The sequence below is a fragment of the Brevundimonas sediminis genome (assembly GCF_048799765.1).
In the GTDB taxonomy this organism is placed as follows: Bacteria; Pseudomonadota; Alphaproteobacteria; order Caulobacterales; family Caulobacteraceae; genus Brevundimonas.
This window is the reverse complement of sequence record NZ_JBLYQK010000009.1, coordinates 20,131-35,523: the sequence shown is the minus strand read 5'-3', so window position 1 is coordinate 35,523 and position 15,393 is coordinate 20,131. Positions and strand designations below refer to the sequence as shown.

Here is a 15,393-nt window from a genome sequence, read left to right as displayed (position 1 = left end):
TGACCCGTTAAGAGGCGCGTTAAGACCGGTGAATGGTCAGCGTTTGCGGCGCTGACCCATGACAAATCCGATCACCTTGGCCGCCGCTTCGAAATGCTCGCGCGGGATGGTTTCGTCGATGTCGACGGCGGCGTAGAGCGCCCGGGCCAGTGGCACATTCTCGACGATCGGCACCTCGTGCTCGCGTGCGACCTCCCGGATGCGCAGGGCCAGGGCGTCGACACCCTTGGCGACGCAGACCGGCGCGGCGTCGCCCTGGTCGGGCTCATAGCGCAGGGCGACCGAGTAGTGGGTCGGGTTGGTCACGATCACCGTCGCCTTGGGCACATTGGCCATCATCCGCTGACGACTGCGCTGCATGCGGATCTGCTTCAGCTTCGCCTTCACGTGCGGGTCGCCTTCCGCCTGCTTGTAGTCTTCCTTCAGCTCTTCCTTGGACATCCGCATGCGCTTGGCGAACCGGAAGCGCTGCCACAGGTAGTCGGCCCCCGCCGTGAACCCGAGGAAGATGATCGCCGCCGCCATCAGGGCGATCGCCATGTCCCGCGCCAGCGGCAGGATGGCCGCCGGCGGCAGGGCGGACAGGTTCTCGAACTCCCGGACGTGCGGCTTCATCACCATCCAGCAGATGAAGCTGACGGCCAGAAGCTTGAGGAAGGTCTTGAGAAACTGCACCAGGCCGTCCGGGCCGAAGATGCGTTTGAAGCCTTCGAGCGGATTGAGCCGGCTCCATTGCGGCTTCAGCTTGTCGGCCGTGAAGATCAGGCCGGACTGCGCCAGGTTGCCCCCGACCCCGCCGACGATCGTCGCCAGCATCAGGGCGCCGAGAAAGGGCGTCACCGCCCAGAGGGCGTGCATGCCGATCTCGACGCCCGCGCCCGCATCCAGTCCGCCCATCATCCGGTGAGGGGCGGCGATGAAGGGCAGCAGTTGCTCGGCCATCGACGAGGCGAACCAGCCCCCGGCGCCCAGCAGCACCGCTGTGGAGCCCAGAAGGGCGGCGGCCGAGCCGACGTCCATCGACTTGGCGACATCCCCCTTCTGCCGCGCATCGGCTAGTTTTCGTGGGGTGGCTTCTTCTGTCTTCGACTCGGGATCGGCGCCTTCAGCCACCGGCGCCTCCCGCGAAGACCTGGGCCAGGGCGCGGTACCGGTCGATGAAGACCGTCCCCAGCACGCCGAGGCTCATGGCGAAGATGGACAGCCCGAGGATCACGCTGAGCGGGGCTGCGGCGAAGAAGATCTGGAACTGCGGCATGACCCGGCCGACCAGTCCCGAAGCGAGGTTGAAGATCAGGGCAAAGACCAGCAGCGGCGCTGAAAGCTGAACGCCGAGCGCGAAGCTGTCCCCGATCGTGCGGATCGCCAGGGTCGCGAAATCTCCCGTCATCAGCGGACGGGCGGGCGCGATCAGGTCGTAGGAGCCCACCAGCCCGGCGATGAAGAGATGATGGGTGTCGGTGGCGAAGATCAGGGTCGTGCCCAACAGCATCAGGAAAGCCGAGATGGTGGTGCCCGGCTGGGCCTGCATGGGATTGGCCGTCTGGGCGAAGCTGAGCGTGGTCTGCAGCGAAACGATCTCGCCGGCGGTCGACAGGGCGGTCAGGAAGGCGCGCAGCAGGGCTCCGATCATCAGGCCGACGACCACCTCTCGGATCACCCAGCCCGCCATTCCTCCGAGGGTCCCCGGCAGGGCGGGCAGCCCGCCCGCCACGACCGGCCACAGGGCCAGGGTCACGACCAGGGCGAACGACAGGCGGATGCGCGGCGGCACATAACTTTCGCCCACGCCGGGCAGCATCAGCAGCACCGCGCCGATGCGGGCGAAGATCAGCGCGCCCTGCCAGACCTGCTCGGATGTGGCGTACGGCTCCACGCGCCGGTCACATGCCGGCGATGCGCGCGGCGATGGTCCGCATGAAGCCGCCCAGCAGGGCGCCCATCAGCGGCAGGAAGAGCAGGAGCGAAACGAAGATGGCGATGATCTTGGGGGCATAGATGAGGGTCTGCTCCTGGATCTGGGTCAGGGCCTGCACCAGGCCGATGACCACGCCGACGACCAGACCGACCAGCAGGATCGGCGCGCACAGCTGGATCGTCAGCCACAGGGCGTCGCGACCCACATCCAGAACTTCCGCGCCGTTCATGACAGGCTCCACGGGCCGCAGAACGCGCGACCGAACCGGGCAAGAAATGCCGGGAGCGTGGTTAACAAGGCGTTAGTGGCTTGGCGGTTCGACATGACCTTGTGGTACGACCGGTTGTGAACACACCCGCACACTTGGCCTTGCCGGCCTCATTCTTCGTCCTGCTCGAGTCCGTTCTGGATCAGTTGCAGAGGCGCGCGCCGGAGCGCGAGGTGGTTCGCAGGTTTGTCAGCGCGCTGTCGGCGCTTCCTCCGTCTGACATCAACCTCGTCTATTCCGCTTTCGCGTGGAGTCACTACGACTGGTTCCATCTGGCTCGGCCGGGCTGGATACACCGGGTTCTCGGCGGATTGTTCCGGTCGGCGCCGCCTCTCCTTACCCCGTTTTCCTATCGCGAGGTGGCTATCGCCCAGATGCGACACGCGCCCGAACTGGCCACGCTCTTCCTGTTCAGCGCGAACGGCTATGTCCGCGAATCCGCGCTTGCGAGGATTCAGACAGCCGACAGCGCCTTTGTCCTCGCCGCCATCGCCTATCGGCTGAACGACTGGGCCGCACCCGTGCGCCGAGCGGCGACCGGCTGCACGAGGAGGGTGTTCGCGCAAGCGGCGCCCGAGGTCGTCGCGGAAGCGGCCCTTTTCCTCCTGGACCGAAAAACTCACTGGCGGCGGACCGATGCTGACGCCGTCGTGCTGGACCAGGCTTTCGCTCGCCCGGACGTAGTGGCCTGTCTTATTGGGCGCATCGCCACCGAACAGACGGCGGCCGTTCATCAGGTCTTCGCGCATGTCTTGATGACAGGTCTGCTAGATGACCGGCTTCTGACCATCGCCCAGGAAGCCTCCAGCGTCGCCGTTCGAGCCACCGCGTTTCGCACCCTGATCGACGGCCAGGCGACCCGTCGGATGGGCTATGATCGTCAGTGGATCGACAAGTCGTTCAACATCAGCCGGCGCATTCCGAAATTTCAGAGTCGACCGATTGAACGTCCCGCGCCACTCGACCGAATTCTCGAGCTGGCCGCGCGAGACCGCTCCGCCGCGGTTCGCCGGATCGCCGCGGACGGATTGGTTCGCCATCGTCGCGCCGTCGCGGACGTCGAAGCACTGGCACGGTTGCTCCGACAGGATCGATCATGGGCGATCCGCCAGCGCATCGCCTTCATCGATAAAGACCTGGGGCTGGAAACTGTCGCCGCTTCGGGGTCTAAGGCCCCATGACCAAGCCGAGCATCACCCAGGCCGACGCCGAAGCCGCTGTCCGCACCCTGATCGAATGGGCCGGGGACAATCCCGACCGCGAGGGCCTGCTGGAGACGCCGGCGCGCGTCGCGCGCAGCTACCGCGAGCTTTACGAGGGCTATGAGACCGACCCGCGCCAGTATCTGGAAAAGACCTTCGAGGAGGTCGGCGGCTACAACCAGATGGTCGTGCTGAAGGACATTCGCTTCGTCAGCGCCTGTGAGCACCACATGCTGCCGGTCGTCGGCGTGGCCCACGTCGGCTACCTGCCGACCGACCGCGTGGTCGGCATCTCCAAGCTGGCCCGGGTGGTGCGCGGCTTCGCCCGCCGCCTGCAGATCCAGGAGAAGATGACCTCGGAGATCGCGCTGGCGATCGAGGAAGTGCTGCGTCCGCAAGGCGTAGGCGTGGTGATCGAGGCCGAACACAGCTGCATGACCCTGCGCGGCGTCAACGCGCCGGGCGCCAGCCTGACCACCAGCCACCTGAGCGGCGCCTTCCGCGACGACCCGCGCACCCGCGAAGAGTTCCTGCGGCTGACGCGGAAATAGGCGCGGCCGAAGCCGCGCCATGCGCCGTCGTCAGTGGGCGGCGCCCGCCGCGGGCAGATGGGCCTTGTCGTGTTTTCCGAGGCGCTCGACGAGCGTCACGGCGGCGGCGTTCATGCCGGTGACCTCGACGTCGGCGCCCTGCCGACGATAGCGGAAGACGACCTTGTCGACGGCGGCCACCCCGGTCAGGTCCCAGAGATGGGCCTCGCTCATGTCGATCTCGACCCGCTTCGGCTGGCCGTGATGCTCGAAGGCGGCGGCGAAAACATCCGCCGAGCCGAAGAACAGCTGACCGCTGACGCGATAGCGGAGGACGCCCGGTTCCGGCGTCCCGATTTCCCGCACCGTCAGGGTCTTGCCCAGCTTCCGCATGAAGAACACGGCCGACAGGATGACGCCCAGCACCACGCCCTTGGACAGGTCGTGGGTGGCCACCACCGTCACCGTGGTGGCGATCATCACGATCGAGGACTGAAGCGGGATCGCACGGATATTGAGCACCGACTTCCAGTCGAAGGTGCCGACCGACACCATGATCATCACGGCCACCAGCGCGGCCATGGGAATGCGGGCCACCCAGTCCTGGAGCACCAGGATCAGGAACAGGAGGAAGAGGCCGGCCCACAGGGTCGACAGCCGTCCGCGCGCCCCGGAGGTCACATTGATGATCGACTGGCCGATCATGGCGCAGCCCGCCATGCCGCCGAACAGGGAGGCCATGATGTTGGCGATCCCCTGCCCCCGGGTCTCGCGGTCCTTGTCCGACGGGGTGTCGGTGATGTCGTCCAGCAGGTTGGCCGTCAGCAGGGACTCGAGCAGGCCGACGAAGGCGAGCGTCGCCGCCACCGGGCCGATGATGGTCAGCGTCTCCCAGGTCAGGGGCACGGCCGGAATATGGAAGGCCGGCAGGGTGGTGGGCATCTGCCCCATGTCGCCGACCGTGCGGACATCCATTCCGGTCCAGATGACGAAGGCGCTGATCACGATGATGGCGATCAGCGGCGAGGGCACGGCCTTCGTCAGGCGCGGGACGCCATAGATGATCGCCAGGGCCGCCGCGACGAGGGCGAAGGTCTGCCAGTTGGCGCCGATCAACTCGGGCATCTGGGCGAGGAAGATCAGGATGGCCAGCGAGTTGACGAAGCCGGTCATAACGCTGCGGCTGACGAACCGGATATAGCGGCCGAGCTTCAGCAGGCCGACGAGGATCTGGAAGACCCCGGTCAGGAGGGAGGCCGCCAACAGATATTCCAGCCCGTGGTCCCGGACCAGGGTGACCATGACCAGGGCCATGGCGCCGGTCGCGGCCGAGATCATCGCCGGGCGTCCGCCGACGATGGCGATGGTCACGGCGATGATGAAGCTGGCGTACAGGCCGACCGCCGGATCCACGCCGGCGATGATGGAGAAGGCGATGGCCTCGGGGATCAGGGCCAGGGCGACGACCGTGCCGGCCAGGAGGTCACGGCGCGGGCTGGCGAGCCATTGCTGGCGCGCGGAGGCGAGAAGGGTCATGCGAACGGTCTGCGGTTGGACCGGCGGCGACTTCGGCCCTTACCGGTTCAGGTTTCCCGGGGGATCGGCGCCCGGGGTAGCCACCCGATCGAACGGGTCCTTGTGACGCGCGGCCCAATGCCCGAGTCCCGGCCGGATGGCAACCGGCGCACTCCTTGCGGAGCGCCCCGCGAAGGAGGCCGGTTCGATGCCCTGGAATGTGATTTCGACCCGAAATGAGACAGTCCCGATCGTTCGCGGCGGTTGGCTGGACGCCCTGCGTTTCATTGTGGCCAGCCTGATCATCCTGCATCACTTCCAGATGTCGGCCCCCGTGCCGCTGGCCGAAGGCCTGCACCCCGTGTTCGAACGCGGCGGCTTCCTGCTCACCAACTTCTTCCTGATCGACAGCGGCTATGTGCTGATGCGGGTCTACGGCGCGGCGGTGTCGCGCGGATCGATGTCGGCCGGCGACTTCTTCCTGAAGCGCTATCTGCGGGTCCTGCCCGCCCACCTCATCATGGTCGCCGGCCTGGTGGCCCTGGTCGTGTTCGGCGGCCTGCTGGGCTTCGCCCCCCGTGCGCCGGAATGGTTCCGCTGGGACCAGCTGCCCGCGCAGGTGACCCTGACCCAGGCGTTCGGCGTTCATGGCGGCCTGGGCTGGAACGCCCCCAGCTGGTCGGTGTCGGCCCTGATCGGCTGCTACCTTGCCTTCCCGTGGATCCTGCGCGGTCTGGTCAGGCTGGGCCCCTGGAGCGTTCTGGCGCTGGGCGTCGGCCTGTACCTGGTGGCCAACCAGCTGACCTGGACCCTGCTGGGCTACCCGGTCTACCAGATGCCGATGGGCTTCGGCTTCTTCCGCGCCCTGCCGCTGTTCCTGCTGGGCATGTGCCTGGCCTGGTTCGCGCAGAAGGTCGGGATCGCGCCGCGGGCGGCGGGCTGGGCCGGGATCGGCGCGGCCCTGCTGCTGGCCTTCGTCCAGTATTTCGACAAGCACGCCCTCATCTCTCTGGCCTGCATCTCGACCATCATCCTGGCCGCGGGCGCCACGCCCACGCCACGCCCGTCGAAATGGGTCGAGAAGGCCGCCCAGGTCTCCTTCTCGATGTTCATCACCAATGAGGTCGTGCGGATCGCCTGGTTCGGCGTGATCAATGTGCTGGTGGCCAAATTCGCCCTGCCCTCGCCGGTTCAGTGGGCGCTCTGGTTCGCGGGCGTGGCGGCGGCCTTCGTCTTCGCCTGGCTCTTCCACACGATCGTCGACACACCGATCCAGAACCGCATCCGCGGCTGGCTGAAGTCGCGCCGCAGCCGGCCGCTTCGCCCGCTGCAACCGGTCGTGTCGATCGAGGGCTGATCAGGGATCAGGCCCGGTATCGGGCCTGAAGCGCCGTCAGATCGGCATCCGCATGATTTCCTGATAGGCCGAGATGACCTGGTCGCGAACGGCCATGACCGTTTCCAGGGACGCCTCGGCCGAGCTGACGGCGGTGACCACGTCGATCAGGCTGCCCTGCCCCTGGACCGAGGCCGCCATCTGGGCCTCCGCGCCGCGGGTGGCCTGGGTCATGTCGCCCATGACGTTGGTCAGCATCTCGGCGAAGCCCGAGGCCTGCGGCGCCGCCGTCGGCGCGGTCGGCAGGGCGCCGCCCTGGATCGCGGAATAGGCCTTGGCCGCCATCATGGGGTTCATGGCTCAGTCCTATCGCTTGATCAGGTCGAGCGTGCGGGTCTCCATCGACCGCGCCGTCTCGATGACGTTCAGGTTGGCCTCATACGCCCGCTGGGCCTCGCGCATGTCCATGGCCTCGACGAGGGTGTCGACGTTCGGACGCAATACATAGCCCTCGGCGTTGGCTGCCGGGTGGGAGGGGTCGTACTCCGACCGGAAGTCGCCCTGGTCGGGTCGCACCTCGGCCAGGGTCACACCGGTCGCGCCGTCGATCTCGCGCGCCTGGAAGACGGGAATCTGCCGGCGATAGGGTTCGCCGCCCGCCGTCAGGGCCGTGGACTGGGCGTTGGCGATGTTCTCGGCGATGATCCGCATGCGCGACTGCTGCGCCTTCAGGGCGCTGGCGGCGACGGCCATGGCGTTGTTGCGGGGGGGAACGGGGTCCGGCATCGGCTATCTCCCTCTCATCAGCCGCGGCCCGGCGGACGGGCCGCCGCGCGCAGCATCTGCATGGACTTCTGGTAGAATCCGATCGCCGCGTCATAGGCCATGCGGCTCTCGGCCATCTTCAGCATCTGCTCCTCGACCACCACGGCGTTGCCGTCGAGCGTGGTCTCGGAGTCCGGCGCCTTGACCGTGTCGAAACGCGTCGCCCCCTGGTCGGCCGGCGCAATGTGCATGGCGCTGGTCCGGGTCATCCGCACGCCGCCGCCGTTGCGCAGCGCCGCCGCGAAGTCGGTCGGCTGGGTCAGGTCGCGGCCGACGTAGCCCGGGGTGTCCGAGTTGGCGACGTTCTCGGCGATGACGCGCTGGCGCTGGTCCAGCCAGGACAGGCGGCCCTTGATCTGGCCCAGCAGGGGAAGGTCGGTGAAGCCCAAGGTTCGGGTCTCCGGGCGCGGATCGCCCACGGTTCGATGGGCAGAAAATGCCGCCTGCATGGTTAATGAGGCGTTATCTCAACGTGGCGTTAACCATGATCGCCGAAATCTGCTGCGTCGGAATCAGTCTCCGGCGGGGCCCGTCCGCATGAATTTCCTTGATCTGCTCAGGGCCGTTTTCGCCCTCGCCTTCACCCTCGGCATCATCGGGCTGGCGGCCTGGGCGGCGCGGCGTTACGCGCCCCAACTGCTGGCCCGACTCAGCGCCGAGCGCGGCGAACGCCGGATGCAGGTGGTCGAGACCCTGGTCCTGGACCCCGCCCGGCGGCTGGTCCTGGTCCGGGTGGACAGCGAGGAGCGACTGATCCTCCTCGGCGAGGGCAAGGAGCTCATTGAGCCCCGCGGCCCGGAGCTGGGCCGTTGACCGCGCTCAAGGGCGTCTTCGCCGTGCCGACCCGCGCCGAGCTGAAGCGGGCGGCCCTTCTGTCCCTGCTGACCACCCTGCTCTGCCTGTGCTGGCCCTTCGCCGCCCTGGCCCAGGAGGTCGCCTCGGGCGGCGCCGCGATCAACGTCGACCTGGGCACGGGCGCCGGCCTGACCGAGCGGGTCGTCCAGTTGGTCGGCCTGATGACGGTGCTGTCGCTGGCGCCGTCCATCGTGATCATGACGACCAGCTTCGTGCGGATCGTCGTCGTCCTCTCTCTGCTGCGGACCGCCCTGGGCATGCAGCAATCCCCGCCCAACGCGGTTCTGGTCTCCCTGGCCCTGTTTCTGAGCGCCATCGTCATGGCTCCGACCTGGCAGGACGCCTATGATTCGGGCATCCGCCCCCTGCTGGACCAGCAGATGGAGCTGCCGCAGGCCTTCGATGCGGCATCAGAACCTGTGAAGACTTTCATGCTCGGTCAGGTCGACCAGGACGACCTCGCCCTGTTCACCCGCCTGTCCAATATCGAGGCCCCTCGGCAAGCCGTCGACCTGCCCCTCCGGGTGGTCACCCCGGCCTTCATGATCAGCGAACTGAAGCGGGCCTTCGAAATCGGATTTCTCCTTTTCGTTCCGTTCCTTGTGATCGATCTTGTGGTCGCGAGCGTGCTCATGTCGATGGGCATGATGATGCTGCCGCCGGTCGTCATCTCGCTTCCGTTCAAGCTGATCTTTTTCGTGCTCGTGGACGGGTGGAGACTGGTCGCCGGAAGCCTGGTCGAGAGCTTCCAGAGAGCCTCCGGGGGCGGATAAATCCCCACCCCGTGGGGCTTTCAGCGCCGAAGCCGCTTGCCATGCGGAAAAAAAACGGCGTTGATCCGTCCGTCGTCGCCCCTGACTCGCGGGGCGAACTTAATCGGGAAACGACCCACAATGACTACTCAAGCCGAACTCATCGCCGCCGTCGCCAAGGACGCGGGCGTCAGCCAAGCCGACGCCGGCCGCGTCCTGACCGCGATCGTCGAGAACATCCACAAGTCGCTGGTCGCCGGCGGCGACGTGCGCATCTCGAACCTGGGTGTCTTCGACACCGCCGCCCGCGCTGCCCGCGAAGGCCGTAACCCGGCCACCGGCGGCACCATCCAGATCGCCGCTTCGAAGGCTGTGCGCTTCCGCGTCTCGAAGCCGCTCAAGGATGCGGTGAACAAGTAAGCGGTTCACGTCGGCGGGCCCACGGGCGCGCCGTACGCGCTGAAGTCAGGAACGGGCGGGGGTCGCGGGGCGATTCCCGCCCGTTCTTTGTCTGAGATCGCTCTTCATCTCGTTGACCCAGCCGGCGAAGGTGTCGGCCGAGGCGCTGAGGGTCGCGAAATCGCTCGCCGACACCGCGCCGTCCATGCCGCCCATGCCGTCCAGCGCGATGGACAGGGCGACCTTGGACCGGGCGCCGGCCACGAACGGACGATAGTTCCGCGACAGCCGCCCCAGTCCGGCCGCATCGTGGGCCAGGGAATAGCCGACGCCGGCGCGGATCAGCCGGGCTTCCTCGTCCGGGGTGAGGGCCGCGGTGTTCCGGTAGCGGTCCCCCAGCGCCGCCTCGTACAGGGCCGCCGCGCCACCCCAGTTCTCCTGCTTCCAGAAGATTTCCGCCTTCACCGCCTTCGCTTCGGACGACGCGTCCGCGCCCAGCACCTCCAGCGCATGATCATAGCGACCGAGGGTCATCAGGGCCCGCGCCTCCAGCGCCCGCCGCTCGGCGTTCAGCGCCGTGGGCAGCAGGGTCGTGCGCGAGCTCCACAGCGCCTGCAGCGCCTTCTCGGGCTGCCGGTCCATCAGATAGATCGTCGCCAGGTCGGTCGCGACCTGGGCCTTGGCGACGCCGTCCAGCCGCTCATCCACCTGGTGCTTCAGGAGCTCGGCGGCCTGATCGAGAAGATCCACGTCGACCAGGCGCCGGGACAGCCGGCGAACCATCTCGTCCCCGTCGGCGCCGACCGGGGTCAGCTCACGGAAGTCGTAGAACAGGCCCAGCGCCTGCACAGGCTGCAGCCCGTCCGCCCCCCCTTCAAGGAACAGCATGCGGAAGGCGTTCGACAGATCCGTCTGCAGGTCGGCGGCGCCCGACAGGCGCTGCATGCGGCCGTTGACGCCTTTCAACGCCGTCAGCGCCTCGCGATAGAGACCCTGCGAAAGATAGAGCTGCCCCAGCTCCCGAATGACCGACAGCTCGATGGCATCACCCCGCCAGCGCCAGCGCAGGGCCTCCAGCTCCCTGGCCGCCACATCCGGCTTCATCGTTCCGCGTTCGAGCGACAGCCGGATCACGCCCAGCTTGGCGGGCACGGCGACATTGTCGAGCGGGGCCCGGCTGACGGCCTGGTAGACCGCGAGGGCGCGATCGCTCATGCCGTCCTGCTCGAACAGACGGGCCTGCACATTGCGGGCGACCAGCTGGTCCGCCGCGGGGGCGTTCTGGCTGAAGACGTAGGCCAGAAGGGCGCGGGCCGCTTCCGGATCACCGCTCTCGAGCGCGGCTTCGGCGTGGGCCGAGCCGAACCGGGCGCGCCAGACCGGCGGGAAGTCGTCCACGGCCCCGGCGCCGGCGGAGAAGGCCTGACGCGCCGATTCCCAATCGCCCTGTTTGGCGGCGATATAGCCGCGCCAGACCGCGGAGGCGGGATCGCCCGCGACGGCGGAGGAAGCGAAGTCGCCCTGGGCCTCGGCCAGGCGACCGATGGCGGCGCGCGCGGCGCCGCGCAGGCCCCGCAACTCCGGCTCGCCCTGCATGTTCGGCGTCTGGGCGACGACGGCGTTCAGAACGCCGATGGCCTCGTAGTAAAGCCCGGAGCCCACCAGGAACCGGGCCAGCGCCATGCGCGCCTCGATGGGCGCACGCGGATCGTCCCCGGCCGCGGCCGACTCCGCGCCGGCGGCGTCCTGCAGCTCACGATAGCGCGCCGCGAAGCCGGCATGGCCGGTATTGTCCCATCCGTCCACAATCTGGCCGGGGTAACGCCCCTTGCGCGGCGCGCCGGGCTCGGTGCTGGCCTCGTCCAGCGTCGCCGACGGCGCCGACAGGGTCAGCCCGCCCGGACGGGCCAGGGTCACGAGATCGCCGTCCGCCCGGACGGTCAGATCGGACACCAGGGTCTCGACCGCCAGACCGTGGGCCGTCGGCAGCAGGGTCATGTCGATGGTCTGGCGGCTGTCCGCGAAACCCTTTCCGGGGGCGCGGGCGGTCACGGCCGCGAAACGGTCTCCCGCCATCGGATCGGTCAGCCAGATCGCCCGGGTCGCCCCGGCCATCCGCGCGACCAGCGCCGGTTCTCCCGTTTCCTCACGGTCGACGGTGACGCCGCCGGCCGAAGCGGCGGGACCACCGATCGTCACGCTCCAGGTCGAACCCGTGGCGACCGCTGAAACCCGCAGGCCGCGCGGCGCGGCGATCCGGACCGCGACATGGTCAGGCGTCGCCGTCCAGTGCGCGGCGGTTGCAGGACCGAGGGCGCGGGCGCCGTCCATGTCCATCCGGCCGGGCGCGTCGAACACCACCCAGACCGCCTCCCCCCGGCGGAAGACCGCCGCCGGGACCGGACGGTCCCATTTGAAGTCGAGGGTGACCTTGTCCGGCCCGAGACGCGACGCCACCGGCACGGTGACCGCCTCGACCGGCGCCGCGGGCAGGATCGAGGCTTCCGGCGCTGTGGGATAGAAGTTGACGAAGACTGCGCCGTCGGACGAGCCGCTGCGGATATCGGCCCCGTCGGCGAGGGTCAGGACCACTTCGGTCCCGCCGCGGACGGCGCGGGTCTCGACCTTCTCGACCCCCGGGGGCGGATCAACCCGCAGGCGCGAGATATCCGGCGCGGCGGTGGAGCCGATCCGGATGATGACCGCGTCACCCTCACGCCGGACCTGGGACCGCGCGCCGATGACGCCGGCGAATTCCACGCGGGTGAAGGTCGCATTGGCGCCGACCCGGATGGTGATCGGGTCCAGCGCGCCGCCGCCCTCCTGGGCGTACAGGGGCGCCAGCGGGGCGAGCGCGACCGTGCCGGCCGCGGCCACCGCCACGGTCGACTTCAGGATGCGTTTGCTGGTGCGGACCCCGGACATACGCGCGCACACTCGCGCGAACGCCCTTTAAGCACGGTTAACGGATGGTGACCGGAGAGCCATTGTTCGCCCGGCGCCCCGCGACAAACAGCCCCGCTTGCGCTACCCCGCCGACAGGCCGACATGCGATGTCGGAATGAGCACTGGAAGCACCCCGGCTGACCCCATGACCGACCCCGTCTATCCGCGCCTCAGCACCCTGAAGACCGGCCTGCGCTGCCGCTGCCCCCGATGCGGCGAGGGCCCGCTGCTGCGCGGCTTCCTGAAGATCCGGGACAACTGCCCGAACTGCGGCCTGGACTACAGCTTCGCGGACCCGGCTGACGGTCCGGCCTTCTTCGGCATGAGCCTGGTCGGCGTCATCGGCATGGGCCTGTTCATGTGGTTCGAGTTTGCCGTTCACCCGCCGGTCTGGGTCCACCTCGTCGTGACCATGCCCCTGCTGACCCTCGCCTGTCTGGCGGTCCTCCGCCCGCTGAAGGGCTGGCTGGTGTCCGAACAGTTCGTGCACAAGGCGGCCCCTCCGGAGTGGGAAAGCTTCGGCCAGCACGGCGACGGCTCGCACCTGCGCTGAGGCTCAGCCGGCGAGCGGCAAACCAATCTCGAACACCGCCCCGTCCCCGCTCGGCGCCAGGTCCAGCGTGGCCTGATTGGCCGCCAGAAGCGCGCGGGCGATCGACAGGCCGAGCCCGGCCCCGCCCTCACTGCGACGCGTGGTGAAGAAGGGCTCGAAGATACGCTGGCGATCGGCCGGCGCGATCCCCGGGCCGTCATCCGCGATCGAGAGAACCAGCGTATCCCCGGCCAGGCGTGCGGCGATCCGCGCCGAGGACGCCCCGGCCTGCCGGCTGTTCTCGAGCATGGTGGCCACGACCACTTCCAGCGTCGCCTCGGGGGCGGCGACGGGCGGCATATCGTCCGGCAGGTCCAACGTCACCGCCAGCCCGGGCGAGGCGGCGTCCACGGCCTTCAGAAGAGGCGGCCGAATATCGACCGACAGCCCTGCCTCCGGCCGCGCCATATCGGCCCGCGCCAGATCCATCAGCCGGGTGACCAGCGCCGACAGCCGATGCCCGTCGCCGGCGATATTGTCCAGGAAGCGACGCCGCTCGGCGGGCGACATGTCCTCATGGTCCTGCAGCAGCTCGACCGCGCCGTTGATCCCGGCCAGCGGCGTCTTGAACTCATGGCTGACCGCGGCCGCGAAGTCGCGAAGGTATCGTGAGCGTCGCTCGATGGCTTTCGCCATGACCCCGAAGTCCTCGTACAGGGTGCGGATCTCGACCGCCGCGGTGGCGGGCGGCGGCGGGACCTCTCCCCCACCCGCGGCCACCTCGCGCGTCACCCGGCTCAGACGTTCGATCGGCTTGGCGATGCCGCGCGAAACCAGCACCGCCAGGAAGGCGATGAACCCCAGCACGCCGACGATCCCCAGCGCGATCTTGATGCGGTCCTGGTAGACGCCCCGGAACAGGGCGCGGGGTGACCGGGACACCAGGATGACGCCTTCCACCCGACCGTTCACCGTCACCGGCCGGGCGTGATGGATCCGCAGCGCCGACGCCCGGCTGAGCCATTCCATCGAATATCGCGGCCGGTAGTCCGCATTGCGCCTCAGCACCGTCGACGGCCGCCCGGCGAGGGCGGCGCGCACCTCGGGAAGGGCGCTCCAGCCGCCCCCCTGCCCGAAGCCGCGCACCACCGTTCCGTCCCGGTCCAGCAGGATGATGGAGGCCAGGGTGGTGCGGCTGGTCTCCTCCATGATGGGATCCAGTCGTTCACCGACCCCGACCGCATCCGGTCGCGGCGGCGCGGCCGGAGCCGTGGCCGGCCGGGGGGGCAGCACCGGCGTCGACCCCAGGTCGATGGTCGCCCCCTCCGGCTGGTACCAGCCCGGCGTGCGGCGCTGCATCTCGGTCGGGGACGTCAGTCGCGATCCCGGCCACAAGGCCTCCGCCGTGGCCGACAGGGCCGCCGTCTGGGCGACCAGCTCCGCCTCCGTCTGCCGGACGAGGGTGTTCTCGTACACCCGCAGGAAGATCCCCGCGAAGCCCGGCAGCAGGGCCGCGAACAGCAGCACCGACAGCAGGATCGTCCTCAGCCTGAGGGCCGGCCAGTGGCGCCGCACGAACAGGCGGAAGCGGCCGGGCTCTCCCGTCACGCCGCCGCGCCGAGGCAGGGTCCCAGCTGGTAGCCGAGGCCGGGCCGGGTCTCGACCACATCGCCGCCGCCCACTGACGCGAACTTGCCGCGCAGGTTGCGGACATGGCTGTCGATGGTCCGGTCCGTCATGGCGAAGCCGGGGCCGTGCACCCGGTCGATGATGGCGTCGCGGGTGAAGACCATGCGCGGCTGGGCGGCCAGCACCCGGACGATGGCGAACTCGGTCACCGTCAGCGGCACCTCGGCCCCGCCCCAGGCGGCGCGCCAGCCCTCGGCGTCCAGCGACAGCTTGCCGTGGGTCACCGCCCCCGACGGCAGGGGCGCGGGCGTCCGCGCCGTCCGCCGCAGGATGGCCGCCACCCGGGCCACCACCTCCCGCGGGCTGAAGGGCTTGGTGACATAGTCGTCGGCCCCGAGTTCGATGCCGAGGATACGGTCGAACTCGTCGTCGCGCGAGGACAGGAACAGCACCGGCGTGTCTCCCTTGGCCCGCAGACGACGACAGGTCTCGATCCCGTCCATGCGCGGCATGTTGATGTCCAGCACGACCAGATCGGAGGCATGGGCCTCCAGATCGGCCAGGGCCGCTTCCCCGTCCCCGGCTTCACGCGTGGCCAGTCCCGCCTTGCGCAGGGCGAAGGTCAGGAGATCGCGAATGTGGGGGTCGTCATCGACCACCAGAACGGTGCGCTGCATGATCGCCAT

17 protein-coding genes and 1 other annotated feature are annotated in these 15,393 nt (G+C 68.9%); of the genes, 7 read left to right on the top strand and 10 right to left on the bottom strand.

Annotated elements, in window-relative coordinates; translation table 11 throughout:
- Positions 1-36: 36 nt before the first annotated feature.
- From flhB to fliQ, 3 genes are read right to left on the bottom strand one after another with little or no spacing between them, the layout of a single operon-like run.
- On the bottom strand, positions 37-1,113 hold the full coding sequence (flhB, locus tag ACLQ7T_RS07210) for a flagellar biosynthesis protein FlhB (protein ID WP_420478808.1): 1,077 nt from the start codon (positions 1,111-1,113) through the stop codon (positions 37-39).
- Positions 1,106-1,876, bottom strand: coding sequence for a flagellar biosynthetic protein FliR (gene fliR / locus ACLQ7T_RS07205; protein ID WP_420478807.1), 771 nt, complete (start codon positions 1,874-1,876; stop codon positions 1,106-1,108). The genes flhB and fliR overlap by 8 nt, the downstream gene beginning before the upstream one ends.
- Before the next feature lie 7 nt (positions 1,877-1,883).
- On the bottom strand, positions 1,884-2,147 hold the full coding sequence (fliQ, locus tag ACLQ7T_RS07200) for a flagellar biosynthesis protein FliQ (protein WP_141627527.1): 264 nt from the start codon (positions 2,145-2,147) through the stop codon (positions 1,884-1,886).
- Positions 2,148-2,281: 134 nt separating this feature from the next.
- Here fliQ and ACLQ7T_RS07195 point away from each other — a divergent pair, with 134 nt between their 5' ends.
- Both ACLQ7T_RS07195 and folE read left to right on the top strand, forming a co-directional pair.
- Complete coding sequence (locus tag ACLQ7T_RS07195; RefSeq protein WP_420478806.1) at positions 2,282-3,367, top strand: hypothetical protein; 1,086 nt, start codon at positions 2,282-2,284, stop codon at positions 3,365-3,367.
- Positions 3,364-3,939, top strand: a complete 576-nt coding sequence (gene folE / locus ACLQ7T_RS07190; RefSeq protein WP_420478805.1) for a GTP cyclohydrolase I FolE — start codon at positions 3,364-3,366, stop codon at positions 3,937-3,939. Before ACLQ7T_RS07195 ends, folE begins: the two co-directional genes overlap by 4 nt.
- A gap of 30 nt (positions 3,940-3,969) precedes the next feature.
- On the opposite strand, the gene ACLQ7T_RS07185 is transcribed toward folE, so the two are convergent.
- A complete protein-coding gene (locus tag ACLQ7T_RS07185; protein ID WP_420478804.1) occupies positions 3,970-5,454 on the bottom strand; it encodes a SulP family inorganic anion transporter in 1,485 nt (494 codons plus the stop codon).
- A 50-nt stretch (positions 5,455-5,504) separates the two neighbouring features.
- Positions 5,505-5,557: a sequence feature (sul1 is cis-regulatory element that is thought to sense ions involved in sulfur or methionine metabolism; They are found in Alphaproteobacteria), on the bottom strand.
- A gap of 84 nt (positions 5,558-5,641) precedes the next feature.
- Between ACLQ7T_RS07185 and ACLQ7T_RS07180 the strand changes: the two genes are divergently transcribed.
- Entirely contained in the window at positions 5,642-6,790 is a 1,149-nt protein-coding gene (locus ACLQ7T_RS07180; protein ID WP_420478803.1) for an acyltransferase family protein, read from the top strand.
- Positions 6,791-6,826: 36 nt separating this feature from the next.
- On the opposite strand, the gene fliE is transcribed toward ACLQ7T_RS07180, so the two are convergent.
- From fliE to flgB, 3 genes are read right to left on the bottom strand one after another with little or no spacing between them, the layout of a single operon-like run.
- Entirely contained in the window at positions 6,827-7,126 is a 300-nt protein-coding gene (gene fliE, locus ACLQ7T_RS07175) for a flagellar hook-basal body complex protein FliE (protein ID WP_420478802.1), read from the bottom strand.
- A gap of 9 nt (positions 7,127-7,135) precedes the next feature.
- The gene (gene flgC, locus ACLQ7T_RS07170) at positions 7,136-7,555 is read right to left on the bottom strand and encodes a flagellar basal body rod protein FlgC (protein WP_420471429.1); all 420 of its coding nucleotides are present in this window, start codon (positions 7,553-7,555) and stop codon (positions 7,136-7,138) included.
- 17 nt (positions 7,556-7,572) lie between these two features.
- On the bottom strand, positions 7,573-7,983 hold the full coding sequence (gene flgB / locus ACLQ7T_RS07165) for a flagellar basal body rod protein FlgB (protein ID WP_420471430.1): 411 nt from the start codon (positions 7,981-7,983) through the stop codon (positions 7,573-7,575).
- Positions 7,984-8,131: 148 nt separating this feature from the next.
- On the opposite strand from flgB, the gene ACLQ7T_RS07160 reads away from it, so the two are divergent.
- The 3 genes from ACLQ7T_RS07160 (at position 8,132) to ACLQ7T_RS07150 (ending at position 9,621) form a co-directional block, all read left to right on the top strand.
- Entirely contained in the window at positions 8,132-8,407 is a 276-nt protein-coding gene (locus ACLQ7T_RS07160) for a FliO/MopB family protein (RefSeq protein WP_420471431.1), read from the top strand.
- Positions 8,404-9,222, top strand: coding sequence for a flagellar type III secretion system pore protein FliP (gene fliP / locus ACLQ7T_RS07155; RefSeq protein ID WP_420471432.1), 819 nt, complete (start codon positions 8,404-8,406; stop codon positions 9,220-9,222). The genes ACLQ7T_RS07160 and fliP overlap by 4 nt, the downstream gene beginning before the upstream one ends.
- Positions 9,223-9,342: 120 nt before the next feature.
- Entirely contained in the window at positions 9,343-9,621 is a 279-nt protein-coding gene (locus tag ACLQ7T_RS07150) for an HU family DNA-binding protein (RefSeq protein WP_331045640.1), read from the top strand.
- 45 nt (positions 9,622-9,666) lie between these two features.
- Here the strand turns inward: ACLQ7T_RS07150 and ACLQ7T_RS07145 are convergent, their stop codons facing one another.
- Positions 9,667-12,525: a tetratricopeptide repeat protein gene (locus tag ACLQ7T_RS07145; RefSeq protein WP_420478801.1), complete on the bottom strand. Its 2,859-nt coding sequence runs from the start codon at positions 12,523-12,525 to the stop codon at positions 9,667-9,669.
- Positions 12,526-12,691: 166 nt separating this feature from the next.
- Here ACLQ7T_RS07145 and ACLQ7T_RS07140 point away from each other — a divergent pair, with 166 nt between their 5' ends.
- On the top strand, positions 12,692-13,099 hold the full coding sequence (locus ACLQ7T_RS07140; RefSeq protein ID WP_420478800.1) for a DUF983 domain-containing protein: 408 nt from the start codon (positions 12,692-12,694) through the stop codon (positions 13,097-13,099).
- A 3-nt stretch (positions 13,100-13,102) separates the two neighbouring features.
- On the opposite strand, the gene ACLQ7T_RS07135 is transcribed toward ACLQ7T_RS07140, so the two are convergent.
- Positions 13,103-14,686, bottom strand: coding sequence for a sensor histidine kinase (locus ACLQ7T_RS07135; protein ID WP_420478799.1), 1,584 nt, complete (start codon positions 14,684-14,686; stop codon positions 13,103-13,105).
- Positions 14,683-15,393, bottom strand: a complete 711-nt coding sequence (locus ACLQ7T_RS07130; RefSeq protein WP_420478798.1) for a response regulator — start codon at positions 15,391-15,393, stop codon at positions 14,683-14,685. Before ACLQ7T_RS07130 ends, ACLQ7T_RS07135 begins: the two co-directional genes overlap by 4 nt.